The 24,765-nt window shown below is 28.0% G+C and carries 20 protein-coding genes and 1 pseudogene; 1 reads left to right on the forward strand and 20 read right to left on the reverse strand.

Going from position 1 to position 24,765, the window contains the following annotated elements:
* Positions 1-379 precede the first annotated feature (379 nt).
* From HF850_RS16040 to HF850_RS09415, 10 genes are all read right to left on the reverse strand, one after another.
* On the reverse strand, positions 380-511 hold the full coding sequence (locus HF850_RS16040; protein ID WP_279285838.1) for a hypothetical protein: 132 nt from the start codon (positions 509-511) through the stop codon (positions 380-382).
* A gap of 645 nt (positions 512-1,156) precedes the next feature.
* Positions 1,157-3,457, reverse strand: a complete 2,301-nt coding sequence (locus tag HF850_RS09375) for a hypothetical protein (protein ID WP_169105179.1) — start codon at positions 3,455-3,457, stop codon at positions 1,157-1,159.
* Between the two features lie 32 nt (positions 3,458-3,489).
* Complete coding sequence (locus tag HF850_RS09380) at positions 3,490-5,670, reverse strand: AAA family ATPase (protein WP_169105180.1); 2,181 nt, start codon at positions 5,668-5,670, stop codon at positions 3,490-3,492.
* A gap of 188 nt (positions 5,671-5,858) precedes the next feature.
* Positions 5,859-6,407 (reverse strand): hypothetical protein, encoded by a 549-nt coding sequence (locus tag HF850_RS09385; RefSeq protein ID WP_169105181.1) that lies wholly within the window; start codon positions 6,405-6,407, stop codon positions 5,859-5,861.
* A complete protein-coding gene (locus HF850_RS09390) occupies positions 6,397-7,182 on the reverse strand; it encodes an EFR1 family ferrodoxin (RefSeq protein WP_169105182.1) in 786 nt (261 codons plus the stop codon). The genes HF850_RS09385 and HF850_RS09390 overlap by 11 nt, the downstream gene beginning before the upstream one ends.
* A 27-nt stretch (positions 7,183-7,209) precedes the next feature.
* On the reverse strand, positions 7,210-7,650 hold the full coding sequence (locus tag HF850_RS09395) for a hypothetical protein (RefSeq protein ID WP_169105183.1): 441 nt from the start codon (positions 7,648-7,650) through the stop codon (positions 7,210-7,212).
* 147 nt (positions 7,651-7,797) lie between these two features.
* Positions 7,798-8,187, reverse strand: a complete 390-nt coding sequence (locus HF850_RS09400; RefSeq protein ID WP_169105184.1) for a hypothetical protein — start codon at positions 8,185-8,187, stop codon at positions 7,798-7,800.
* Between the two features lie 319 nt (positions 8,188-8,506).
* Positions 8,507-10,090, reverse strand: a complete 1,584-nt coding sequence (locus HF850_RS09405) for a family 20 glycosylhydrolase (RefSeq protein WP_169105185.1) — start codon at positions 10,088-10,090, stop codon at positions 8,507-8,509.
* A gap of 165 nt (positions 10,091-10,255) precedes the next feature.
* The gene (locus HF850_RS09410; RefSeq protein WP_169105220.1) at positions 10,256-10,753 is read right to left on the reverse strand and encodes an NUDIX domain-containing protein; all 498 of its coding nucleotides are present in this window, start codon (positions 10,751-10,753) and stop codon (positions 10,256-10,258) included.
* Between the two features lie 15 nt (positions 10,754-10,768).
* Positions 10,769-11,020 carry a hypothetical protein gene (locus tag HF850_RS09415; protein ID WP_169105186.1) on the reverse strand — a complete coding sequence of 84 codons (252 nt, stop codon included), beginning with the start codon at positions 11,018-11,020 and terminating at the stop codon, positions 10,769-10,771.
* Positions 11,021-11,322: 302 nt separating this feature from the next.
* Between HF850_RS09415 and HF850_RS09420 the strand changes: the two genes are divergently transcribed.
* Positions 11,323-13,365, forward strand: coding sequence for an SEC-C metal-binding domain-containing protein (locus tag HF850_RS09420; protein WP_169105187.1), 2,043 nt, complete (start codon positions 11,323-11,325; stop codon positions 13,363-13,365).
* On the opposite strand, the gene HF850_RS09425 is transcribed toward HF850_RS09420, so the two are convergent.
* The 10 genes and pseudogenes from HF850_RS09425 to HF850_RS09475 form a co-directional block, all read right to left on the reverse strand.
* Positions 13,362-13,655: a hypothetical protein gene (locus tag HF850_RS09425; protein WP_169105188.1), complete on the reverse strand. Its 294-nt coding sequence runs from the start codon at positions 13,653-13,655 to the stop codon at positions 13,362-13,364. The genes HF850_RS09420 and HF850_RS09425 overlap by 4 nt on opposite strands.
* A 155-nt stretch (positions 13,656-13,810) precedes the next feature.
* A complete protein-coding gene (locus HF850_RS09430; protein ID WP_169105189.1) occupies positions 13,811-16,489 on the reverse strand; it encodes a DUF3962 domain-containing protein in 2,679 nt (892 codons plus the stop codon).
* Complete coding sequence (locus tag HF850_RS09435; RefSeq protein ID WP_169105190.1) at positions 16,482-19,523, reverse strand: ATP-binding protein; 3,042 nt, start codon at positions 19,521-19,523, stop codon at positions 16,482-16,484. Before HF850_RS09435 ends, HF850_RS09430 begins: the two co-directional genes overlap by 8 nt.
* A gap of 14 nt (positions 19,524-19,537) precedes the next feature.
* Complete coding sequence (locus HF850_RS09440) at positions 19,538-20,662, reverse strand: hypothetical protein (RefSeq protein ID WP_169105191.1); 1,125 nt, start codon at positions 20,660-20,662, stop codon at positions 19,538-19,540.
* 243 nt (positions 20,663-20,905) lie between these two features.
* Positions 20,906-21,253, reverse strand: a complete 348-nt coding sequence (locus HF850_RS09445; RefSeq protein ID WP_169105221.1) for a type I restriction endonuclease — start codon at positions 21,251-21,253, stop codon at positions 20,906-20,908.
* A gap of 87 nt (positions 21,254-21,340) precedes the next feature.
* Positions 21,341-21,859 (reverse strand): flavodoxin, encoded by a 519-nt coding sequence (locus tag HF850_RS09450; RefSeq protein WP_169105192.1) that lies wholly within the window; start codon positions 21,857-21,859, stop codon positions 21,341-21,343.
* Between the two features lie 497 nt (positions 21,860-22,356).
* Complete coding sequence (locus HF850_RS09460; protein WP_243159452.1) at positions 22,357-22,956, reverse strand: succinylglutamate desuccinylase/aspartoacylase family protein; 600 nt, start codon at positions 22,954-22,956, stop codon at positions 22,357-22,359.
* Between the two features lie 232 nt (positions 22,957-23,188).
* Positions 23,189-23,752, reverse strand: a complete 564-nt coding sequence (locus HF850_RS09465; protein WP_169105193.1) for a transglutaminase family protein — start codon at positions 23,750-23,752, stop codon at positions 23,189-23,191.
* Between the two features lie 38 nt (positions 23,753-23,790).
* Complete coding sequence (locus HF850_RS09470; RefSeq protein ID WP_243159453.1) at positions 23,791-23,928, reverse strand: alpha-E domain-containing protein; 138 nt, start codon at positions 23,926-23,928, stop codon at positions 23,791-23,793.
* A 35-nt stretch (positions 23,929-23,963) separates the two neighbouring features.
* Positions 23,964-24,425 (reverse strand): annotated as a pseudogene (locus HF850_RS09475) (circularly permuted type 2 ATP-grasp protein); the annotation flags it as partial.
* Positions 24,426-24,765: the final 340 nt, after the last annotated feature.

A 24,765-nucleotide genomic window follows, 5' to 3' on the forward strand; every position in this document is an offset into this window, starting at 1 on the left:
AGCAAGAATTTTTTTAGAATGTAATAAACGTGCCTTGACAGCTTAATGCTGTCAAGAACACATTTTGGTGTTGAGCCATTTTTATTAAGTAGAATTTTAAGATTAAATATATTATAGATGTCCGTATTACATTTAATTTTTTAATAGGAATTTTATTTTATAAACATTTATCTTTAACTGACCTTTATATAAAAACTATCACTATACCTCTCATACAGATCATATTTCTTAATACTACCTGCAACTTTAATCTCTCTTTTTTTATTTTTAATCAAAGAAAAAGCCACATTGAATGTTACTTCAATGTGGTTTTTATACACTATTACTTCTTTTACAAAATTTCTTATGAACTTTTTACACTCTGGAATATTTCTACTTATTATATATCCACAAAATCTGATAATAATGCTTTTACATCAGCTTCTGTAATTACTTTACTCACTTCTCTTGATTCTATCTCTGAAAGTTTAAACTCAATTTCAACCTTCCTCCTCTTCTTTAGTTCTTCCATCCTATCTTTAAATTCTTCTTGAACAAATCCTTGTGATATAGCATTAACTATATTACTTATCTGACTTTCTATATCATTAATTTCTTTTGAGAATATAGCTTTCTTACCATTATCAATCTTTTCTTGATTTCTAAGATCATTGTTTATTCCCTCTGTTAAATAAGTTATTTCCTTATCATTAAAAATCTTTCTTTCAAGCTCTCAAGGTACATATTCTTCAACATATTCCTTACGAATTTCTGTGTTCCTACATTCATTATTTACTGATTTCTTTCTTAATGAGCAACGATATGACGCATATAACGGCTTGTCTTTTCTAATTTTTAAATTTATTAATAAAATATATCATAATATCTACATCTTTAATAATCTCATCAACTTATATTATTCTTTTTAATTTAATAAAAAATTACTCATGAGAGTTTGATGGTAACGCCCCCTCATAACAATAAAAAAACACGACTATCTGTAATCAGCTATTCAAGCTACATTACAAGTGGTCGTGGGTTTTGTGGTGGAGGTGAAGCATGACCTTTAAAATCCACCAAATCTTCTTTATACAGAATTTTTATCGCAAATTACTTTTACTACATATTTTAAGCTACTTTATAAAGAATTTTTTAATGATCATTTGTAATTTGCTTATCATCTCTCAAATATTTTTTTACTTAGCATTCTAATCGAACCAATTTGTTTCTCAAACATTAAATCCCAGATATCAAGACACTTTTTAGATACCTCAATTAATTCAGGTTCTGAAGATGTTGAAGTCTCATCATATAATCCTATAATTAACTTTGAAATTTCATCCTCTATTCCCCAATACCCTATTAATTGTTCACTCTCATTGCTAAGCAAATGATAACTCATTGATAAGATTATATCTTTATAATCTACTATAGATTTTGAATTTTTTTCAAGATAATGTACAAAAGCAATTACGATTCTATTACTTAGATTTGATTGCATAATCTCTATTAAAAATTCATTATCTCTTTCTAAATTAATTTTGTTCTGATAGAATAAATTTGATATAGGAAAATCTAAATCAAAGTCGCTTGTTTTAAATTTTAGTATTATCTTTTTGCAAATATCGTTATATTCATCTTTATCAAAATAGATAGCTACCATTTCTAATATTGATTTCACCTGCTTTTCTGTAATGCTATCTATATTATTTATTTCATGTAAAAACTCATTTTTTACTATAAACATCTCTGCTAAACTATACGAACCCATTTTAATTAACTGATCATCTGATGATAAAAAACACTTATTAATGATTTTTAAAACACGCTCTCTATACTTATCGTATAACAAGAAAAACATACTTCTTGAATCATGAAATCCTGCCAAACGAAAATCTTGTTCATATAGAGTCAATATTTTTTCAGAAGCCCAATCTCTTTCTATATTATAAGTAGGCCATAATGCTGATAAACTTGCTAACCTTACAGCTGGATTTTCATCTTTAGTTAGTTGGTTAATTGTTTCTTTAAATTGAACATACAGTTGTTTATCTTCCCAAAGTAATTTGCCAATTGCAAATGCAGCTGAACCTCTTACACAATTCAATGAGTTATCTTGTAACATTTCAAATGTTCGCATTTCCTTATCATCTTTATTGGTGATATTTGGCTTTCTAAGCTCAGGGTTTATATGATTTATGGAAATATCTTTTAAAATATCTAATACTCTTTGAGACCACTTTGAATCCTTTTTCATTTCAATAATTCTACATATACTACTAGCTCTCCAGGATTTATTGTCACATGGATATTTTTCTATTAAAGCTTCCAATAATTCTGTTGATATATCTTTAGCTTCATTATAACTTGCTATTCCACTAAATAATGAATCTATATATTCATCCAAAATTTCTTCTTCACATCCAAGTACTAATTTAATCATTCGTTCAGGTTCTAAGATTACTGCACTGCGAAAATCGCCTGAAAATTCTTCGATAGAACTTTCAATAAATCCCCCAGGTACCTCTTTCCAATTATGATTTTCCCTACGCTTAATTTCTTTGTTAGTTAATAATTTAATCCAATTCTTATTGCTTAATTTCTTTCCACTAATTGGTGATTTTACCCAGCCACTATGTCCAGATGAATTATCATATCTTCTGTATTTACCATCAAATCTTCTCTTTAATACAGTCAATAATCTTTTTCCTTCTTCAGACATTCGATTGATTTGTAAACATGGTAATAGTTCTGCCTGCAAATCCCCCCAAAAGCTCCAATATACTCTTTCTCCAGTATTATTTTTATTATACTCTATTCTTCGAAGACATCTTTCTTTAGCATCTGGTGAAATATAATGTATTATTTTATTTTCCAACAATAAATAAATTTCATTACTACAACTAACTGAATGTTTTTTTATTACATCTTTAGCTAATAATAATTTATTTTCTCCACTAGTCATATCAAAAATATTTTTATCAAAATCTTCACATAAATAATTAATTACATAATCACTATACTTATCAGGTAAATTGAGTAATGCTGATAATATTATTTCATTAAAAATAGCAAACCCCTTTCCCATAAACTGATTATATATTTCAAAAAATTCTTTAGGATTATTTAAAATAATCGCAGCATTAGCTTTCTTTATAATTTGTACACAAGCACGTTCCAAATTATTTTCATGTCCATATCTATTACACCATTCACTAAAAATAATCTCTTCATATGATTCACAAGGTAAATTAGGCAACAATATTTTTACTATTTCTCCTCCATAATTCACCAGAATATCAGCTGTTTCATATACTAATTCTTCTTCATATTTATATATATTTTTTTCTTGACCTTTTACTTTATATTTTAATAAAAAAGTGAAAAATTTAATTGTACGCATTTCACATTTTTTGAACATCTCTTTAAAGTTAAAGTACACATTCGCCATTTCTGGATATTTTTTATATAATTGCATTCGTAAATCAAACATTTCATCCGTATCATCATTTATATTATTTTTAAAACATACTTCTTAATAAAGACAATATCTTTAGAATCAAATCTTGGACTAATGCTTTGCAATAAATTAAACACTATATATTTTGTATCTTCATCTTGTATCCACTTATCAAGAATGCCATTATCTCTTAACATACTAATATAATTGATATGGCTCATAACAACATTATTTAATATATATTCACGGTATTCTTTAACTTCACAATTTTTTAAAACAAATCTTCTTATTGGCTCATCTATATTTGAAACCTGTCCTAATACTTCATAAAACACATGTTTCATGTAATATCTAATACTATCACTTTTTAACATCTGTTCACCAACATTAATAAAATCACGGCTATCCATTTCAACTAGATTCTGTAACAGCATCTGTACTTGATATCTTCTACTAGGTGTCTGCTTTTCCTTATCGCCTATAATATTAACTATATTTTCTCCACCATAAAATTTATCAATCATTGTTTCTGCTAAAAAATAATCTAGTATACTTTGATGGATAAATGAGATACTCTCACCTTGTACTATTAAAAAACCATTTGATGACAAATAAAACAATGCATTCTCATTAATTCTTAAAATTCTTTTAGATATGCTTATTCTTCCCATCTTATCTAGTAATTGAACTAAATTTTCTTTAACATTAATAACATCATTTTCATTCACTCCAACAGCCATAGAATTACTTTTTAACTGCGTCCACCATTCTAAAATCAAATGGCTTGTAGTTGAACATTCATTGTAATCCTTATCTGATGATAATTGACTCCAAATATATAAGTTACTTGGTGTCTTTAAAATACATTTTAACTTATTAGATAATCCTGGATACTGATCCCCTACCACTTCTTTTACTGTATTGTCATCAAACTCATCTACAGTTACCTTATTCCAAGACATTTTTGAATTACTTTTTTCGTCTGATTTAAATAATGCTTTTATATTATTATCATTTTCAAGATCATATGTTCTACATACAAAAACTACAGATATTTTTTTCTTTCTCTCACTATTTATTTTTATTATCTCATTAATAACTTCAGCACAAACCAATAAAGAATCTCTTGAATGTACTTGAGTCCATCTTAAAGCATCCAATTGATCGAGAATAATTACTGCTTGTTCATATTTTGAAATACTATGTAAACAGTGAGCAAGTGACGCTGGTAATCCTAAAGCTTGTCCCCATTTTTCAGCGCTTCCCATAGGAATCCTCTTGTCTAGTTTAATCGCAATAACAGGTATGATATTTTTGTTACAATAATTTAATATTGCTTCTGTACAACCGCTTTTACCATTACCTGCTTTTCCATGAATAATCATTGATTCTCCCAACTCAATAATCTTTCTACATGAATCAAATTCTTTACGTTCTATTAATCCATCTTTAATTGGGAGAAAAAATTTTCTAAATTCATCATTAAGTTCGTCTATTCTTGGAGCTATTCTTTTATCTAAAGCAAGATTTTTTAATTTAATATCTTTACTTCTTAATAGTTTACATAAAAAAGTGTTTGTAATTTGTTTACCTAGAATATCTTCATCAATAATTATACACACAAGGGTATCATAAATTCTGTATTCGTCTCCAATTAATAAATATCGAATTTTATCTAATATAATTTCTTTTAATTGAAAATCTGGTTCCTGTCTGTAAAAAGTTCTTTTTAAATAATCAATACTTTTTATAATATCCTTTTTATCCTCAATATTTAATTCCATTGCTTCAGCATAATCTGTATAAGCTTTTTTTAATTTTTGAGATTTACATATTTGATTATTATAGAAATGTTCGTAATCTCCATCAGTATTATTAGCTCTATTTATCAAATCAATGATTAGGGAACATGATAATGGTGAAACCAGCGCTACTTTATTCTTCTCATTTCTATCTAGTTGCATTTTCCAGTTTACAAATATATCATGTGCTTTCATTGAGCTAATTGTCCAACTTTCGCTACTTCCATTTCTCCCCTTACATTGCTGCCCTTCTCGACTTCCATCTAAGTAATCTATCCATATATCTACTCCTTGTTCATCTTCTCCAAGTGCTTCTAGCGTTACTGAATATATTTTTTCTTCTAGAAGTTTTAGCATTTGATATATTACACATTTTATTTCATATCTGTTTCCACTCTTATCTGCTCTTCCACCCATTTCATATGGCACATGTCTCACCTCCATTATTTCGTTATATTAATTATAGTACATATTGGAAATTTATTGAATTATTTCACAATAAAAACCCACAATCACCTGTAAACAGCTATTCAAGCCCTATACAAATCATCGTGGGTTTTGTGGTGAAAGCGAAGCGTAACCTAACCACACTTTTACCTAATCTAGTAAAATACCATCTATAAACCTTGATTTTTCCCTCTTCTCAATTCTATCTTCCTAATCACTATTCCCCCTATAAACAACATCCCCCATAATCCCATAGACACAAATTTCATTTTAGTCAAGCCAGATGTTATATTTACTATTCTTTCATCCAAAGTGAATACACCTTTTATAATAAGTTTAAAAGATAAATCCTCCAGTACATCAAATATGCATCTTGTTACTATGAATACGCCACACAACTTATTTATAAAATTATTATTGGATTTATATTTCCTAAGAAGATAAAACTGTACTCCAATTAATCCTACAATAAAAAACATATCAATATTATAATAATTAGAATAATGTCTTAATCCCTCTGCTCCAAGGTTATCAAACATATCTTTTATAAATTCATAAGTATATCCAAATTCCATATCTGGCATAACAAAGCCATCATAGCATTCTTTAATTGCTGGTATTCCAAATGGCTTAGTATACATGATGATTAATCCTGATATAAAAATAATAAAAAATATTGTATCTAAGTTTATTTTCCCTAAAAACAGCTTATTTTTCATCGCAATTCCCTCTTGTAAATCCAGTATATGAAGGATGTATATATCTCTCCTTCCCTTCTGTCTTTCCTCCAAGGTTAATTGCATTATTAGGACAGCAGTTTATACAGCCCAAACATACTTCACATTTTTTTGAATCTCTGACAGGTATACCCTCCTTAATTGTTATTGCATTTACAGGACATATTCTGCTGCATTTTCCACAGCCTACACATTTATTTTTATCAATTTCTAGAGGATATGTTTTTTCTAATCTTTGGATTTTATGGATTACATATGAATAAAAAAATGAATGTTTTTCTTCTTTGTAATTGTTTATTTTGCTATTAATAGCTTCTACAATATGAGCAACCTTGCTTTCACAGGTTCGCAGATATTCTTCACTTTTTTCTTTAGGAATTCTGTTTACCCTTATAAGATCATTTCCAGGCATCTTTATATCAAAACTTCCATTTAAGAAATATTTTCTTTTATCCAAGGTACTTTTCATTATTTTAGCAGTATATTCTGATGTACCTGCGCAGTTAAATAATGAATATACGTAATTATTATTATATCCTTGAAGATTTAACTTCTTTATAAATCTAATAACAATACTTGGAGGTCCAAATGCATGTACAGGATATACAAAACCTACATTTTCATCATGTTCTAAAGAAAATGTATAATTTCCCTTTGTAACCTCTTCACCTATGGATATTACCCTTTCTCCAGTCTTCTCTCCTAATAACTTTGCTATATACAATGAATTTCCAGTTCCACTAAAATAAAAAATCATAATAAGCACCCCCATTGTTATTATTGATTATTTTACTTTATCATTATCACTAATCACATTATCTTTGATAAACTTTCTTATATGCTTTGACAGTACATCTTTTTGCTTATTATAATCCTCTCCATACCTATGCCTCATTGCAAAGAAAGGGGAAAAGAATTCTAATGCTAATATTTCTGGATCTTCTTCGTAAAATATCCCTGTTTTAATTAAATGATCAAATATCTTTTTCTGTGATCTGATTGGTCTTTCATAAAATATTTCATGATAAATTTCAGCCAGTTTTTCATTTTTATACTGCTCAATTATGAGAAGCCTTTTAAACATTTCAATCTGTTCATCCTTTGTCTGAACTAAAAAAATATTACAGCATAACTCAATAAGGTTCTCAGGAGTTATGTTTTCATATTCTCTTATATCCGTTGCATTAATCCCCCCTGGCACCTTTAAATTTTCCTTTGCACCCATAACATCCTCCTAGATATATAATTTAACTCTATCTTTTTTAAATTTTCTAACTAAAAAAGAGAACGATTGATAGTTTAATTACATTTTAGCTATCAATCGTTTATCTGTGAATATATTCCATGATTCGATTGGTATTATTTAATAAGTTTATTTAACGTCTATTTCTAATTTACCATTATCATCAATTTTATTAATAACTACATTAGATTCTCCACTATAACCTTTTTCTAAATATCCCACCACAAATTCTTCATAGGAATTACCTTTATTATCTTTGTATGTTAAGATTATTGAATTTTCACCTTCAATACTATTAGTATCAATATCATATTTCCTAGATTTTTTTGATTCTATTTGTGAAATAGTTTTTATAGTATTACCAACTTGATATTTTAATTCTAAATTTTCAATAGTTTTATTAGTATTATTCTCAATAGAAATTTTATATTCACTACTAAAACTAAATTTGAAAACACTAATAATAATTATTAAAAACACTACTAACACACTAATTATAATTTTATTATTTTTACTCATAAATCCCTCCTGCTTATCGTTTTACACCAAATTATACCATAACAAACAATTAATTCTCAATCAATCCTTGCACATATAAATAAAAAGTATATACTTCTGATTTTACTCAAAAATATATACTTTCCATCAAACTAATTTCTATTCGTTTTCATATCATTTCCACTTTTGGCGACGGTCATATTCTAATAATGTTTTTCTCATATACTATAATTATAGTCACCTTTTTTATTGCATCTGTGACTTTGCGACATACATTTTTTGGATAAAATGGAGAGCTACATATTAATGGCATTAGAATACACTGAAGCTTCCTAGTTTATTAAAATACACTACTATCATCATAAAAATTGATTCCCTTATTAACAAATCTCTCTTTTTGATTTTTTAATCTTACCTTATACTCATCCCAGTTTCTTAATTGTTTAGGTGTCCATCCTATTTCTGCATACCCTGGAAGTCTTGGATATATCATGTAGTCCATTTGCTTTTCATCAGTAATTGTTTCTGTCCACAAAGGTGATTCTATTCCTAAAACAAGCTGCTCTGGTGCATAATCTTCTGGGTCCCACTTATAAGCTGTTTCTATTGGAATAAATCCTGCCCAGTCAAGTCCATATGGTGTATCTTCATTATATTTCATATCTAAATATGCTTTTTCAGCTATTGCTATGACCATTTTCATATTCTTTGCCCTGGCAGCATCATTGGAATCCTTCCAGTTTTCTAATACTACACTAGAATCAATACTTGGTGATGTGTCAATAGTGTCCCATCCAATAGGTGTTTTTCCATATTTTTGTGCAATCTTAGCTACCCTTCCTACAAAATAATCATAATCTTCCTTCTTTGTACTTAATGCTTCATCTCCACCTATATGAATATACTTTGAAGGCGAAATCTCTGAAACCTCTTTAAATACATCATCAATAAATTCGTAGGTTTTTTCACTATCTGTCATAAATGAACTGAATCCCACTTCAATCCCTGTGTATAAAGGCTTCTTCTTATTATCAGAATTTAAGAATCCATAAGATGCAAGAGCAGCATTACTATGACCTGGCATATCAAACTCTGGTACTATATCCATGTATCTAGTTTTAGCATAATTCACTAAGTCTTTAAACTGCTCCTGCGTATAATATCCACCTTTTCCTCCACCTACTTTAGTACTTCCTCCTACTTGAGTAAGCTCAGGATATTTTTTTATTTCAAGTCTCCACCCCTGATCATCACTAAGATGAAGATGTAGCTTATTTATTTTATACTGGGACGCAAAATCTATTTGACGCTTTATTTCATTAATATCAAAGAAATTCCTTGCTACATCTATCATAAAACCTCTATAACCGTACTTTGGTTTATCAGTTATAAATACTGCTGGAATGCTCCACTCTATATTATTAACAAGACTGCTCTTTTCAATATCTACTGGAAGCATCTGAATAAAGGTTTGAATTCCTCTGAAAATTCCTTCAGGTTTATAACTAGTTATAATTATATTTTTATCATTTGAAACTAAGCTGTATCCTTCATTGCCTTGACTTTCTTTTCCGCCATCAGTAGTTAAAACAATACCGTTATCCTTTACCGTGCTATTTTTATCTACCTTCAATTTAAATCCTGTAGGTACACTTAATTTTTCATTAATATAATCTGCTATTTTAGATATTTCAGCAATCTCACTTTCATTCTTTCCCTTAACATAAAGCACAGTATTATTATTTACTGTAAACTTTCCCTCTTTCTCTTCATATGTTAAAGGCTTTGGAATAATATTATTGTATGTATTTAATTTTAAGTCTTTTGCATATGTTTTTGTGGATTTTAAAAAATAATTCAGCATGGATAATAGGGATATCATAAGCAAAATAACAGCCTTCATCCTGTTTTTCCTAATCTTCATAAGTTCACCATCCTACTAATACAGATAATTATATAAACTGCATTATTAAAATAAAAATACAGTTACCGAGTATTAGCTTTCCCCAATTCTTTAAACTTACTCATACCATTAGAATATATATATTTACATTTCCTCTTCAATTCCATATTGCTTCTAAATATATAATTACAAAAATTGTCTACTCACAAAATGAAATATATTATTACTACCACTCAAAATATGGGGAACTAACTCCTTAGGATATATTTCAATCTCACTTAACTTCTCTAATGGAATCCAGAAGTATTCCAAATCAAATCTTTCATCTCCTGCTTCATCAAAACCTCTAAAACCATCCTCTAGTTGTATTTGATTAGATTCATTAAACTCAATATTATAGTATAAACAAATCTGTTGACATGGCTTATTATCCCAAGGAAAAAATATTTCCCCTATTGCAGTTAGATTTCTGATTTTTATATCTGCATTCAATTCTTCTTTAAATTCTCTTATCAATGTTTCTTCAGTAGTTTCCTTATATACAACATGTCCTCCTGGAATCGCATATCCCTCATCACCCACCTGCTTTTGTAACAATATTTTATTATTGTTAATTAATATTCCACCTACGCGGTATGAAAATATAAAATCATTTTCCTTAAATAAAATATCACCTTTCGTAATTAATCATCTACCTTTCTATTTCAAAAGCCTCATAGAATTATTATCTCCTTCATATTTAATTGAAACTACACCAACAAGTTTGTCCTGTATATAAATCAGATACTTTTCTATATTCTTATCTTCAATCGAACTTCTCATCTTTTCTATAGATATATTATATCCTGGACATACCCCATATATTATATAATCATCATAATAAGCCTTATTGTTTATATCAATTAATATTTCACAATCCTCTACATCTGCTTTTTTAAAAGTCAAATCCATATTTTCACCTCACTTAAAACCAATTAACCAAAATCACCACCCTCTTTCTAAATTATAACATTATATCAATTTTTGTACTATAAGTGAGCCCCCAAATTTTAATTTGGTTTGGCGAACTTACACCATAAAACATCCATTTGAAATAATCATTCATATACTATTCCGTAAATGTTAACGCCCTCTTTCATTTATCATTTCTTATTGTTTTTACAAAAGAATGTTATAAAATAGGTTTTAATATTTGCTCTAATAAGTTATAATTTATTTTAAAAATATTAACGGATTTAAAGGAGATTTTAATATTGAAAGGTAAATGTTATTATTGTCAAAAAGATTTGACAGAAAGAACAGTAAAAAGACATATAAAAAATTGCCCAGCTATAAAAGAAAAAATAGATGATGAATTAAATACTACTAAAGCTACTAGAAATCAATTCATTATATCTATTAAACCTAGATATGATAAAAGTACATATTGTATTTATTTATCTATAGATGAAAATCTACAATTGCAGCATTTAGATAAGTTTATAAGAGATGTGTGGGTTGAATGTTGTGGGCACTTAAGTTCATTTCATATAGATGGAATAAAATATGATGATAATAGTAATGATTTATATCAAATGAACGTTAAATTAAAAGAAGTTCTATCTATTGGAGAGAAGTTTGAATATGAATATGACTTTGGAGATACTACTTATCTTACTTTAGAAGTTGTAGATAAAATTAAAGTAAGCAAAAAACATAGTCAAATTGAGATACTTGCTCGAAATAATGAGAATGATTGTACTTGCAGCAAATGTAAAAATAAAGCTGAATACTACCGCTATACAACTGGTGATTTTCTATGTGAAAAGTGCGCTCAAAATGTAGATGAAGATGAAATTGAAGAATTATATGGAGATTATTTTAATTCACCAAGAGATGGAGTATGTGGTTATGTAGGCGACAAAGATGCTGAACTGCCATATATGCCAGGAAACAATAATAAATATAAGGTCAGCAGAAATAAGCCTCAATTATTTGAAGATGAAGAATATGATTTTGGGACTGATGGATTATATGAAAATGATGCAGATGATGATTTGCTAAATGACCTATTGAGTTATGCTGATTCTTGTAATGGTCATATTACAGAAGATGACATAAATGATTTTTTACAAGAAAAAATCTCAGAGCTCCAATCTGATTTTAACGAAGCTTTCTATAACTTTGCCTATGAAGTAATAAAAAGGTTTGAAAAAGGTGTATTTTCATTTGATTTAGATAAACTATTAAATGGATATACAAAAGTTCAATTAGCACAATTAACACAACGTTTTGGTATAAAAGTACCATCAAATGCCAACAAAAATACATACATAAAAAAGTTACTTGAAGTATATCCAGTATACATAAAAAATGAAATATACAACCTGGATGAAGATAAATATAAAAAACTGCAAAAGTGCATAAAAAATAAAGGCCTTATAACTGATATAGAAGAATATATTAGCAATTATATGTTTCTTATAGAAAAAGGTTTTCTTTTTCCTGTTATACATGACCAAAAACCAGCGTGTATTATGCCTCACCTAATACAAGAAATATTTAAAAAAATGAATAACCTTGAGGTTAGAAATAAAATTAAAAATAATACTGAAGTTATTAATCTATTTAGAGGAATGATAAAAGCTTATGGAATATTAGGCTATGATAATACTCTAATGCTGTTAAAAAGATATATAAATGATTTTGATGAAATAAATGTTATTTACATGCTAAAAGACAACGAAGAGTATTATTTTGATGAATATAAAGTAATTGAACAAGATAAAAACCTTTTTGGTGACGATGAAATAAAGCTATTTGTTAATTCAAATATAGATAACTATGAAAATTTATTATCAGAAATAGATAAGAATCTTGATTACTCATATATAAGCAAAGACGAACTTATTTCTATGTCAGCTCCTAATTATTTAGAAAAAAGCAATTTAGGAAAGAAATTTTTAAGAGAACTCACAGAAATGTTTGTTGTGAAAAAAGAAGATGCTATATATAACATGAATATGTTAGCATTAGATGTTCAAACAAGAAACATTAACGAAATTCTTAATGATGTGCTTTCAGGCTTTGACTTTGATATGACAGAAGCTGAAAGATTCAGCGTAGAACAATTATTTGGCACATTCTTAAAAAACATTCCACTATGGAAGTTTAAAGGAGCATCCATAAATCAACAGAACGCACCAAAACAAGAAGATGATGTTGTAAATAAAAAAATAGGAAGAAATGAATTGTGTCCTTGTGGAAGTGGAAAGAAATATAAAAATTGCTGTGGTAAGGTAATTGAATTATTTTAATTGATTATATGGGGCTGTCGCACTAAAGTGCGTAGCTCCTTATTCATACTATAAATCTCAAAATTTCGGCTTCTCTTAATTAAACTTATCTTTATAGTTTGATTTTCGCAGTTGTTTTCATAATCTAGACTTATACACTTAGATACTATATCCATAGGTACTACTGCTACTTTGCTTTGTGATAAATTTAATTGTCCACAAATAAAGATAAATAATACTGGAACTATTTTATTATTAAGCAGATATGATAAAAATGCTCCACAATAAAAATCTTCTTTTATTAAATTCATCTGCTCCTCCTTATAAAAAGCTTTAATATAACAATATTAGATATATGTTCATTTCTACACTCGTTAAATTCTATTAAAAAATTTTATTTTTATTCCTTAAAACCAAATAAAGCGTTGCCACTTTTGGCAACGCTACTTTTAGCTTTTATTATTTTTTATAGGTATTCCTCCATCTTTTTAGCCAAGTGTAATGGGAGTGGTAAAATTGTCATTTGTGCAGTAAACTGTATTGATATAGCTCTCATTAAATTAGTAATTTCTATTGAATTCATTTTACTTGCTCCAAAATCTTCAATATCATTAGACGTAAAAAGTGGATATATCTCCACGATATTTCTATGGCTATACCTTCCAGCCTTTATCGCTTTACTTTCAGACTTTTTATATGTCTTCTCTTCACTTTTAGGTCTAGAATCAATAGAATAATATACTTCTTCCAAATTAAATAATCCAGAAGTGTCTTGATATTTACTATTCAAATCATCATGGATATAGTCTGGAACCTCTTCATTAACTCTTATTCTAACAACATCAATGCTACTTTTAGATGCATCTAATTCTAAATACTTATCATCATTTATTAATAATTTTGTAACTTGATTAAATTCGTTTTTTTCAGATTTATCTAATTCTGAATTTGTTATTCCTTTAATAAATTTTCTCGTTACTCCATTAGCCTCAACAATTACGATTGTATGCTTTTCTTTTTTCTCTAATACTCTATTTAATCTCCTATAAATCGTAGTAGATGAAATTGTCTTATTTAAATCAGATATATGCTTATCAACTGAAAGTTTTGATAAGCCAAGTATAGCCTTCCAATAAGGAACTTCCACCTTATCAAGTAAATCACAATATACCATTATTTTAGAAGCGTCAATATCATAAGTAACTATTATCGGAAAAGGCTTAATGTATCCATATCTAGTTGTTTTATAATTGCATATGCTGATTCCCATTATTTTCTTACCTTTCATAGCCTTAATAGCTGAACAGTCATATACTACTCCTAACTGGCGAAATGCATCTAATACAGCACCATTTATAGCTTTATTTACATTTATTGTTTTTGGAGGTTTATTATAAGGCCTTATAATTGATGGGTCTTCAGCTTTTTTTTCTTCATATTTTAATTTATTACGAATATAGCTCTCTTTTGCTTTTTCTATCTCATCAGCTGATTGCTCATATTTTTCTATTGTTATAAATTGTGTCAGTCTTCCAGTCAACGCAAATCCAGTTCTAATCGCTTCTTTAGGATCTATATTTATTTCAGATTTATTCTTGTCATAATTTTTATTACCTTTAAAATTTTTGTACTTATATTTATAATAGTCTGCATCATGAATTGCTATCACTGCTACTGTAGGTTCTGATACATTTTTTAATTCTTCTTTAATCTCATCTACTCTAATCTCATAGCCTATTAGATTATCTTCTTTACTGCTGTTTTCTATTATTGGCAATTCTGAAAAAAGATCTTCATATTCACATACTTTAATTTTATGCTCTGATGAATCTCCTAAATATGCTTTAATATATCTGATTAAATCCTGTTGTAAATCCTTTTCTGCATATATTTCAAAATTAGCGGCCTTTCCATCAAGAGCTTTATGTAATTGTTCTGAAAAGTATTTGCTTTTATATATAATTTCTTCATCTACATTTTCAATTGTATCTGTTTCTATAAAATCACATTTGCTCTTTCTTATTTTCTTTTTTATCTGTGAAGCCATTAGATTTGAATTAATACCATATGTGGCTGATAGGTATTTCTTAAGAAATTTCATAATATCATCTCTATCATTAAAAGAGACACCATTTTTTACTGAAGTTTCTATGTTGCTTAAGCCCTCCTGATAAGGTATTAATATATCATTTACTGCACCACTATTATATTCTGCTGGTGATTTTAAAACATCCACAAAATCAGGCAGTTTTCCTAGTTGTTTACATTCATTAAAGCATCTTTCATCTATAGAATTCCATACATTACATTTTTGTATAGAACTATATTGTGTTTTTATTATCTGCATTATATTTTCGCTTGTTCTTATATAGCAGTTTTTATTATTACCAATATAATTTTTCCCTTCAGCATCTTTATTTCTGCATATCCATCTTCTCACAGAAAGGTCAACATTTAAATATGCCTTGTTAAAAGGAGGTAGTGTTTGTACTGTAAGTTTTATTACAAAAGAATAGTAATCGTCTTTGTTACAGAAAACATTAGTGTCTGTTATCATTTCATTTTTATCACAATACAGAAGCTTTGCTTCCCTACCGTGTATATTAATACTTTTACCTTTCAATGAATCAATTATTATTTGGGGTAAGATAGAAAAGCTGTCCTTATCTATTGCCTTACCATCCTCAAATAAGACTTTTTCTTCTTTTTTAAGTCCTTCAAATTTTTCACTAGATATTAACTTTTTTAGTTCATCAGCTAGCTTACTAACTCTTTCATCTTCTCCATTTTTTCTTTTCTTATCCTGTTTTCCAATAGAGCCCTTTACATAAAATTCATCTATCCATATTTTAAAATAAGATATCAATATATCCATATCTATTTCTTCAAAACAAATCAGCCATTTTGAATCATCAGAATACTCAGATACTGTATTTAAGCCAATAACTCCCTCTAATGAATTAACTAGTATATTTTGCAGAGAAACTGTAGGTAGGTTATAAAGCTGCTTATTTGTTGCACACCTTTCAAGCTCAATCCATTTTTCCTTAATTTCACTTGGAAGCTTTAAATAATATACATTATGTTTTATTGTTTTATTCAATTCTATAGTCATTGGATAAATTACTTTTTCTTCTTTAGACATAAATATTTTTCCCCCTTTTTAACGCAATATAAAATGGTTCATATAAAGTTTTAGCTACTTCTCCCTTCTCATCAGACTGATTTATTATTTTATCTAAGTAATTCACAAGTTCATTTAAAAAATCAAACCTGCTTGTTTTAGTAGCTTTAAATGATGAGTCTAAGAAATATACTTCTGGAGATTTCATTTTAATATCTTTTTCATCTCCTATTCTACATAATCTACCAAATATCTGAAGTATCATAACAAATAATGTGCTTATAATATCATTCTTTAATTCAGCTCGTAGACTACTTAATCCATAAGGACTATTATCTAGGTAATAATAAAGTTCATAAGCATCTTTTCTCATATCATATAAAACATTTGTATCAAATTTATAATTTAAATCCATATACTTACTCATTATATGCCCATTCACTTTTGGAACATGACTTTTAAAGTCATTGGGATTATTCATAGGCCTTGTCATAAACATAATGACATCAAAAGCAGAATTACCTTTTTTATCAACTATATTATGACCTCTTTCTATTAATATTGCTGGAGCTACTAATATTCTATCTTTCCTCTTATTAAAATTATTTACATTACTTTGCCTAATTTTTTCAGAATCTTCTGATTCACTATCTGAAACTAAATATGATATTGACTTCTTATAAGGAGTATCTTCTAAAATCTTTTTTAATTGGTCTTTAGCACTCTCAACATCTTTATAACTGTTAACTATCATTAAAATATTATCACCAAAATCTAATTTATCTAATATCAGTTCCTTACACTCGTTTATAAGTCTTCTTAAATTCTCATACCTTTCATCACCTGAACCAGAAACGCTAATTCCAGTATCTATGAACTCAAACTTTGAATTTGAAATAAAATTACGTTTATATTGTTCAGCCTCGATAATATAATTGACAGGTTCATTAATATGATTTGCAAATGAATCAGGTGCAAAACTTGAACCAGATAAAAGCAATACATTAGGACCTAATTGATTTCCATCTTCATCTACCTTAAGCCATGGAAATCTTAAATACATGGATCTTCCCATTGCAAACTGCTTAACTATATAAAGGTCTGCTTCTCCAGTGTTTTCATACTGTTTATACTGTAATGCAAATATATTTCCCATTGGCGAAACTGGAATGTACCTTTGTTGGAATTCGAACCTTTGACTTACAATTTCCTTTGTTGATAAAGGTAGATCAAAATTTCCTTCTACTAGGTTAGAAATTTTTCTATATGTATCTTCGAATGCTAATACATTTAATATAAATATAATTATATTGACCTGAACTTTGGTAAGCTCATCATCTGTTCCCCATTCAAATTCTTCGAAACTTTCAATTAAATTCTTTTTATTCTTTATATCTGAAACATAATCTAAAATTATTTTGTATCGCTTCTTCGATCTAATATCACTAATACGATTTAAGTCATTGCAGATATCTAGTGGCAGTAATCCTTTAATTTTACACATATTTATAAGCATATTTCCTGTAAAAGGTCTTTTTAAATCTGATTTAGGAATTCCCTGCTTTTCATCCCTTAATAGTAAGTGAATTTTAGCAAATACTCTTTCTGAAGCTGCAAATAAAGATAGAAAAACTCTTTTATCCTCTTCTGATTTATCTATTCTTTCAATTAAGCTTTTACCATAATAATCACTACTGATATTGCCATTATGATTTATATAGTCATTATAAGAGATTATAGGAGAAAAACCTGTATCAACTTTTACTAGCTCGCTTTCAGCTTCATCAACAATAATTAAATCTATATTTTCTAATGCATATTGAAACAAAGTTACACCACTTACTCCAATAGACATGTTGATTAATGCAGGAGTAGTAGTGACAATAACATCTGCATCTAAAATATCTTTCTGCCTTTGTGTTCTTGGACATTTATAATAACAAGGGCATTTATAGCTTTCTTTTTGATTTAAAGTATTTTTATATATCCCCTTTTCATAATATCTATAAATACTTTTACAGGGTTCTTTTCCATATTCAATAGCAATATCATGTTCATCAATTAACCCTCCCAATATGCAACCTGATAATAATATTTTAGAATCAGAATCTTTTAAAAATTCCATGCCATCTCTGGCTTTTTCTATATGCTTTGCCCATAAAGTTTCTCCTATAACAGCTGTAGCGTTTATTGATGCTTTTTTCAGTTCTTCACTTTTTTCCAGAACCTTGTTGACTGTCGGCTGAATTAATATAATTTTTTTACATTTTTTAGATAGATACTTTAATAATGCATCTATAAATGTAGTTTTACCTGCACCAACCTGACCTACAATATTGGTCAGCTGATTTATAGTTATCCTATCAACATCTTCATATTTACTATTCTGTAATATTTTAAATATATTTTCACGGATAATTTTTTCTCTGTACGGCTTTTCAGGTGATAATATTTTATCTAGCTCTGCTGCTTCCTTAATTAAATCATCTATAGTTATATTAATCTTGGATATTTTCTTTCTCTCTTTTATGGTTAAACTTTCAGGTAAATTTTCTATATATTTCTTGATTTCAATTGCTTTCCCATCTATTATAATTCCGTATCTTTTATCATCTCTTAATGCATATTTATTTTCTATAGATTTAAAAATTATCTTTAATGATAATAATTTAATATATAATTCTTCTCTCTTATATGTATTTTTAGAAACATTCTCTCTCTTTATAAATCTATTTCCATCTCTACAATATAGATTTTCAAAATCACTATCCTGATTATTCTCATATTCTTTAATTTCATCAAGATATACTTTCTTTTGATTTAAAGTTTTAAGAAGAATTCGCGCATTTTGAATAAAATAATCTAACCTGCTAAAATTATGTAATGTTATTAATCCTCTGCCCCCTAAAAGTAAATAGTAATTATCTATGTCAATTTTTAATTCACTGATATTTACCAGATATATAAGCAGTTCAATTCTTTCATATTTTTCTAACTTAATATCTTCATAATATATAAAATTTTCATTGTAATACTTTAAATTTTCAAGTGTCATAACTTCACCTACCTTTATAAAAATAGCCTTCTAAATTCAGCTAAAGTAATGCATTGAAATTTCTGCTTGTTCTTAATAGAATCATTAATTACCCTTAGATATTCTTTTCTTTTATCCGATGGTACTACATAAATCACTTTATCATATTCATCCTTTATCTTTTCCTTGTTTGCTATATCATTAATAATATACATTGGATTCTTAACATCCTTTGCATCAATAGCCCACTTAACCCCATTAAAATCAAATTCAAAATCCCATGTATCCTTTTTAGGCCACATTATTGGCTTAATACTATTTTCACCAAGAATTTTTTTGATTTTCTGTTCTAGTAGACCTGGATAATAAATATATCTTGCTATATTTTCTCTTAAAACTACTATTTCATCATTTATGTCGACTTCATCATATTCAGCAAATCCTTTTGTTTTTTTAGCACATCTGTCAGAAACACAATATAATGTACCATCAGCTAATTCTCTTAAAACCAATCCGCAATGCCTGCATAGCTTAATTTTATCTGGCCTATAACTAAACTTTTCATAAGCAGCCTCAAATATATCCTCATACTTCCTTTTAAACTCTTTAATATAATCATTCTTCCTATATATAGTATTAGTAATATAACAATGCTTCTTATGCTCAAAAAAATCTCTTATCTCACAATATTCATCTTGATTTTTTTCAAATAATTTTTCTATAAAATAATTGCTAGCAAGTTCTAATTCTTTATTCTTAGAGTCTTTTACGCCACTAAATTTTCTCGAATTATTTATAGAATCTAATAAATTTTCAGTACAATAAAAACTATTATTTCTCCCAATATGTATTAAAGAATCTTCATAATACCAATCTGTATTCTGTAATGACTTTTTTATTTCTTCAGGCATGTTATCGATTACTTCGCTAATATCATTACTTAACATTCTAAATAATTCTGTTTCGTGTGTAGGAAATATATTGTCGTTATTATCTTTAGCTAAGGTATACATAAAGTTTAATAAAGCAAATTTATCTAAGGATTTTTTTAATAATTTACTATAAAACTCCTCATCTCTTTCGAGATACTGCTTTCTTTCAAATATACCTAAACAGGCTAAATCCATTGCATCATTAAATAAATCAACTAATTGTTTCATAAAACCTCCACAATAAAAAAACTTCATGCATAAAAACGTAAAGTTAATTAATAACGTATAACAAGTTATATATTCACACAAATATATTAAATTCCTTCATGAATTTGATAACCTTTATATACATTTTATTACATTTTTTCTAGCACATTTTCATTTTATAACTAATTATTTTATATTTCAACATTTTACATATAATTAAATATTTGTTTTTGAAATATTTATTAAATAATACTATTCACATTTTTATCTATAAATCAAAAAACGGGAGGATGCTAACATCCTCCCTATAAAAATGCTGACAAACTTATTTATTGCTCTCTTAGCTTCACCTTTATCAAACTCAGGATTATCTTCAATCTTCTTACCTAACATCTTTTCCTTTGGATCTCTGTCTTCCTTAAACTGCTTCATTGCATTATATACATTCTGATTTGTAAATGGATTCTTAAGCTTCATAACTACAACAGGAAAACCATTTATACTAAGAACTACATCTAAAGTATTGTTATTCTTAGTACTGTATTTAAGCTGCCTTGTTACCTTAAATATATTTTCTCTATACTTTTCTAAATCACTTTTATTTAAATTAATATCCTACGGTATTCTGACTAAAAAAGGACCTGCATATACTTAAGTGCAAATCTCTTTTTATATTAAATCATTTCTTTACATATTAAATTACTTAACAACTCTTTTAGCCCAAGCTGTTATTTTACTTTCTGATGATAATGTGTCTGCTCCATGTACAGCTAATCCTTCTCCCAAAGTTGCACCTGTACATATTTTCTTTAAATCTCTTTCACAGTTTCCAAGGCCACTTCCCTCATGAGTCATAAGTGCCATGACTTTTTTTTCTGTCCAATCAAGTTTTTCAAGCTGAGTAAACATTGCCATAGGAAAAGTACCCCACCAGCATGGTCCACATACAAAAACATTGTCATATTCATCAATGTTATCTAAATAATTTGTAAGCTCTGGTCTTTCTTTTGCTCTTAATTCATCTTTTGCCTCTTCAATACATTCATAATAATCTGCAGCATAAGTCTTTTCTGTTTCTATTTCAAATAAATCTCCACCTATTGCATCTTGAATAAATTCAGCAGCTATTTCTGTATTTCCTTTTTCAAGGTTTTTAATACTTCCATTCCAGTAATTTTCACCTTTTCTTGAGTAATAAATAATTAAATTATTAGCCATATTTGTTATTTCCCTTTTAAATATATTGTAATCTTCTTTGTATAAAGCCATCATTAACATCTTTTATATATCTGATTATATTTAATTAATTATAAGGTTTTTTCTCTTACCTTTACATTAATATTTTACTATGCTATTGTTTTAATATCCAATTAAAAAATGCTATATTTAATTTAATTTTTAAGATTTTAGGTAGTCTGTCTACTTTAAATTTTTGATATTTTGGGCTATTTGAATCATCAAATAACATTTGTTTGAGTGGTATATATTTCGCAATGAATAGAAGTAATTCACCAACAAGTTTAATTAGATATTGATTATATAGTAGTAAATAAGTTATAATTGAATCCATGACAATGACAACCTTTCGTAGTTATTTTTGTTTTGAGGAACTCAATTATAACATGAAATTAAGGGGGTCATTGTTTTTTTATACAAAAAAATGGTCGGAACCCTTGAAATATAAAGAAAAATTAAAAAGCGTAGTGTAAACAACTTTACACTATCCTAATAGAGATACCGTCAATTGGTGAAGTTATTTCATCTAGTACTTCTTGCTCGAGAGGATTGACAATCTTACCTATAACCTGCCCCTTTTTAAGCTTCTCCCAATGTTTAACACTTGGAATAAATACACCACTCTTTTTTGCATTTAAAAAGCTCACATCATCTTCATTTCTAGAAATAATAGGCTTTCTTGGAACTTTTGTTTCACCTGACCATATTCCAATTTCTCTCATAAGATTAAATATTCCATCTACAAGCTGATCACCATAACTCTTTGTAATACGCATTCCCACTCCCATTTCAACAACAAGTACAGGAGTACCTATAGAATTAAGTGCATATGCCAATGTAGACTCAAGAACTGTACTTGCTCCATGTACCCATATAAAATCAACATTTGTTTTTTCTGCAAGTGGTACTAAGAAATCTTCATGAAGTTCATTAATCCTTATCTGTGGAATTTCAGTTAGATAAATATTACTTGCATGTATATCAATGACTACATCTGAATCTTTTAAATCCTGCATAATTCCAGCAGCTAGATATTCAGTCATATTTCCATCAATATTTCCTGGAAAAAGGCGGTTCATATCTAAGTCAAAAGCTGGAATTCCTCTTGTAATAGAATCAATACCTAAGGGATTAATAGCAGAAGAATACGCCTCTTTTTTATTCGAAGGACTTCATCTACTGGTAGTTCTACTGATGTTACTTCTTTTATCATATTAAAATCTCCCCATATTGAATAATAGCGTAAAGTCAATACAACTCTACGCTTTAAATATATAATTTAAAAATTTATATTTGTAAAAAGATTACCCACTATATTTTTGTGACATTAGCTTTAATATCCGTTACTTGCTCTCCTCCACCTATAATAATTCCTAGATTAATTCTACAATCTGTAGCATCTCTGCCATGACACAATTTAATATAATTATCATCTATTAACAAATTATTAGTTGGATCAACTCCTATCCACTTATCACCAAATAGTATTTCTGCCCACGCATGACTTTCACCTTCACCAATCATAAAACCTGTTACATATCTTGATGGAATTTTACTAAGCCTGCACAAAGCAATAAAAATATGAACATAATCTTGACAAACACCTTTGCCTAATTTAAATGCCTCTTCTGCACTCGTCCACACATCTGTAATGCCAGCTTGTGTATAGTCTTTATATAATCTCTGCATTATTTTAACTGCCTTATTATAATCAGATTGTTCACCAGAAAGTTCTTCTTCCTTTAGTATTTCATAATATTTACTAAGTTCCTTTCCTGGAACAGTCTTACCATATGGATATTTAAATAACGCAATGTTATTATCATAAGCAAAATCCTCATAAAGTGTCTGAACAATTTCCATATTTCCAGACACATTTAATGTATAAGAATTATGTAATTCACTACATGACCCTATAAGCTTTGAATTACCAAATCCATCTTTGCTATGTCAAAGCTCTTTGAAAAAATTCTAAGTGTAGTATAAACACGTTCTGTGTACCTGCCTAACCAATATAATCTGTCTGATTGTTCTATCGAGATAATACCCATGTGTCCTTGAAACCTCCTCCTTGAGATGAATTAACAGGAGAACTTTTTCTACAAAGATCTCTAGCTATCATAGGATAAGATGCTCCTGATGGAACTCTCAAGTTATCCTCTAATATAAACCACTTACCATCCTTCCCCTTTACAAGGTCAATTCCTGAAATATGTGAATATATATCTTTTATTGGAGACACTCCTTCACATTCAGCTAGATATCCACTTGAAGCAAATATGAAATCTTCTGGAACAACTCCGTCCTTTACAATCTGCTTTTTACCATATATATCTTTAATAAATAAATTTAGAGCCACAACTCTCTGCTTTAAACCTTTTTCAAGATAATCAAACTCTTCTGATGGTATGATACGTGGAATTGGATCAAAAGGGAAAAGCTGCTCTTTAAAGATTCCATTCTTGTAAATACCAAACTTAACTCCATAACGTGCTAATAATTCATTAATAGTAGCATTGTTATTTAATAAATTCTCATAGTTTTTCATTTTCTCATCTCCTTTTATATACGAAAAGGCGCCTCACACATTAGTATGAAACGCCTTTGCTTCTATAGTAATAATTAAATTTTAATTTAATAGCCTTAGATATTGCTTTTTAAATATCATTGTTATCTATAAATTAATAATACATTATTTGTAAATTTTTTGCAATAATAAATTGTAATTTTTTTACAAAATTAGTATTGAAATAAAAATATATTTACTTTTTTCATTAGTGTACCTATTTTAATAGACTTATCCTATAATCAAGAACCTTATTAAGCCCTCTCTTATATTTAAATTATGTTTCTTGTGGTCACATTTACTAATAAATTTCTATTACACG

This window comes from Clostridium sp. SM-530-WT-3G (assembly GCF_012843905.1).
GTDB lineage: Bacteria > Bacillota > Clostridia > Clostridiales > Clostridiaceae > Clostridium.

Coding starts and splice junctions, on each gene's coding strand:
- HF850_RS09385 (WP_169105181.1), bottom strand. CDS start 6,407: ATGAAAAATAAGCTGTTTTTAGGGAAAATAAACTTAGATACAATATTT.
- HF850_RS09435 (WP_169105190.1), bottom strand. CDS start 19,523: ATGACACTTGAAAATTTAAAGTATTACAATGAAAATTTTATATATTAT.
- HF850_RS09400 (WP_169105184.1), bottom strand. CDS start 8,187: ATGAGTAAAAATAATAAAATTATAATTAGTGTGTTAGTAGTGTTTTTA.
- HF850_RS09375 (WP_169105179.1), bottom strand. CDS start 3,457: ATGCAATTATATAAAAAATATCCAGAAATGGCGAATGTGTACTTTAAC.
- HF850_RS09395 (WP_169105183.1), bottom strand. CDS start 7,650: ATGGGTGCAAAGGAAAATTTAAAGGTGCCAGGGGGGATTAATGCAACG.
- HF850_RS09390 (WP_169105182.1), bottom strand. CDS start 7,182: ATGATTTTTTATTTTAGTGGAACTGGAAATTCATTGTATATAGCAAAG.
- HF850_RS09440 (WP_169105191.1), bottom strand. CDS start 20,662: ATGAAACAATTAGTTGATTTATTTAATGATGCAATGGATTTAGCCTGT.
- HF850_RS09425 (WP_169105188.1), bottom strand. CDS start 13,655: ATGAATTTAATAAAAGAAGATTTTTATTGTGGAGCATTTTTATCATAT.
- HF850_RS09415 (WP_169105186.1), bottom strand. CDS start 11,020: ATGGATTTGACTTTTAAAAAAGCAGATGTAGAGGATTGTGAAATATTA.
- HF850_RS09470 (WP_243159453.1), bottom strand. CDS start 23,928: ATGGGTATTATCTCGATAGAACAATCAGACAGATTATATTGGTTAGGC.
- HF850_RS09405 (WP_169105185.1), bottom strand. CDS start 10,090: ATGAAGATTAGGAAAAACAGGATGAAGGCTGTTATTTTGCTTATGATA.
- HF850_RS09450 (WP_169105192.1), bottom strand. CDS start 21,859: ATGGCTAATAATTTAATTATTTATTACTCAAGAAAAGGTGAAAATTAC.
- HF850_RS16040 (WP_279285838.1), bottom strand. CDS start 511: ATGGAAGAACTAAAGAAGAGGAGGAAGGTTGAAATTGAGTTTAAACTT.
- HF850_RS09430 (WP_169105189.1), bottom strand. CDS start 16,489: ATGTCTAAAGAAGAAAAAGTAATTTATCCAATGACTATAGAATTGAAT.
- HF850_RS09460 (WP_243159452.1), bottom strand. CDS start 22,956: ATGAACCGCCTTTTTCCAGGAAATATTGATGGAAATATGACTGAATAT.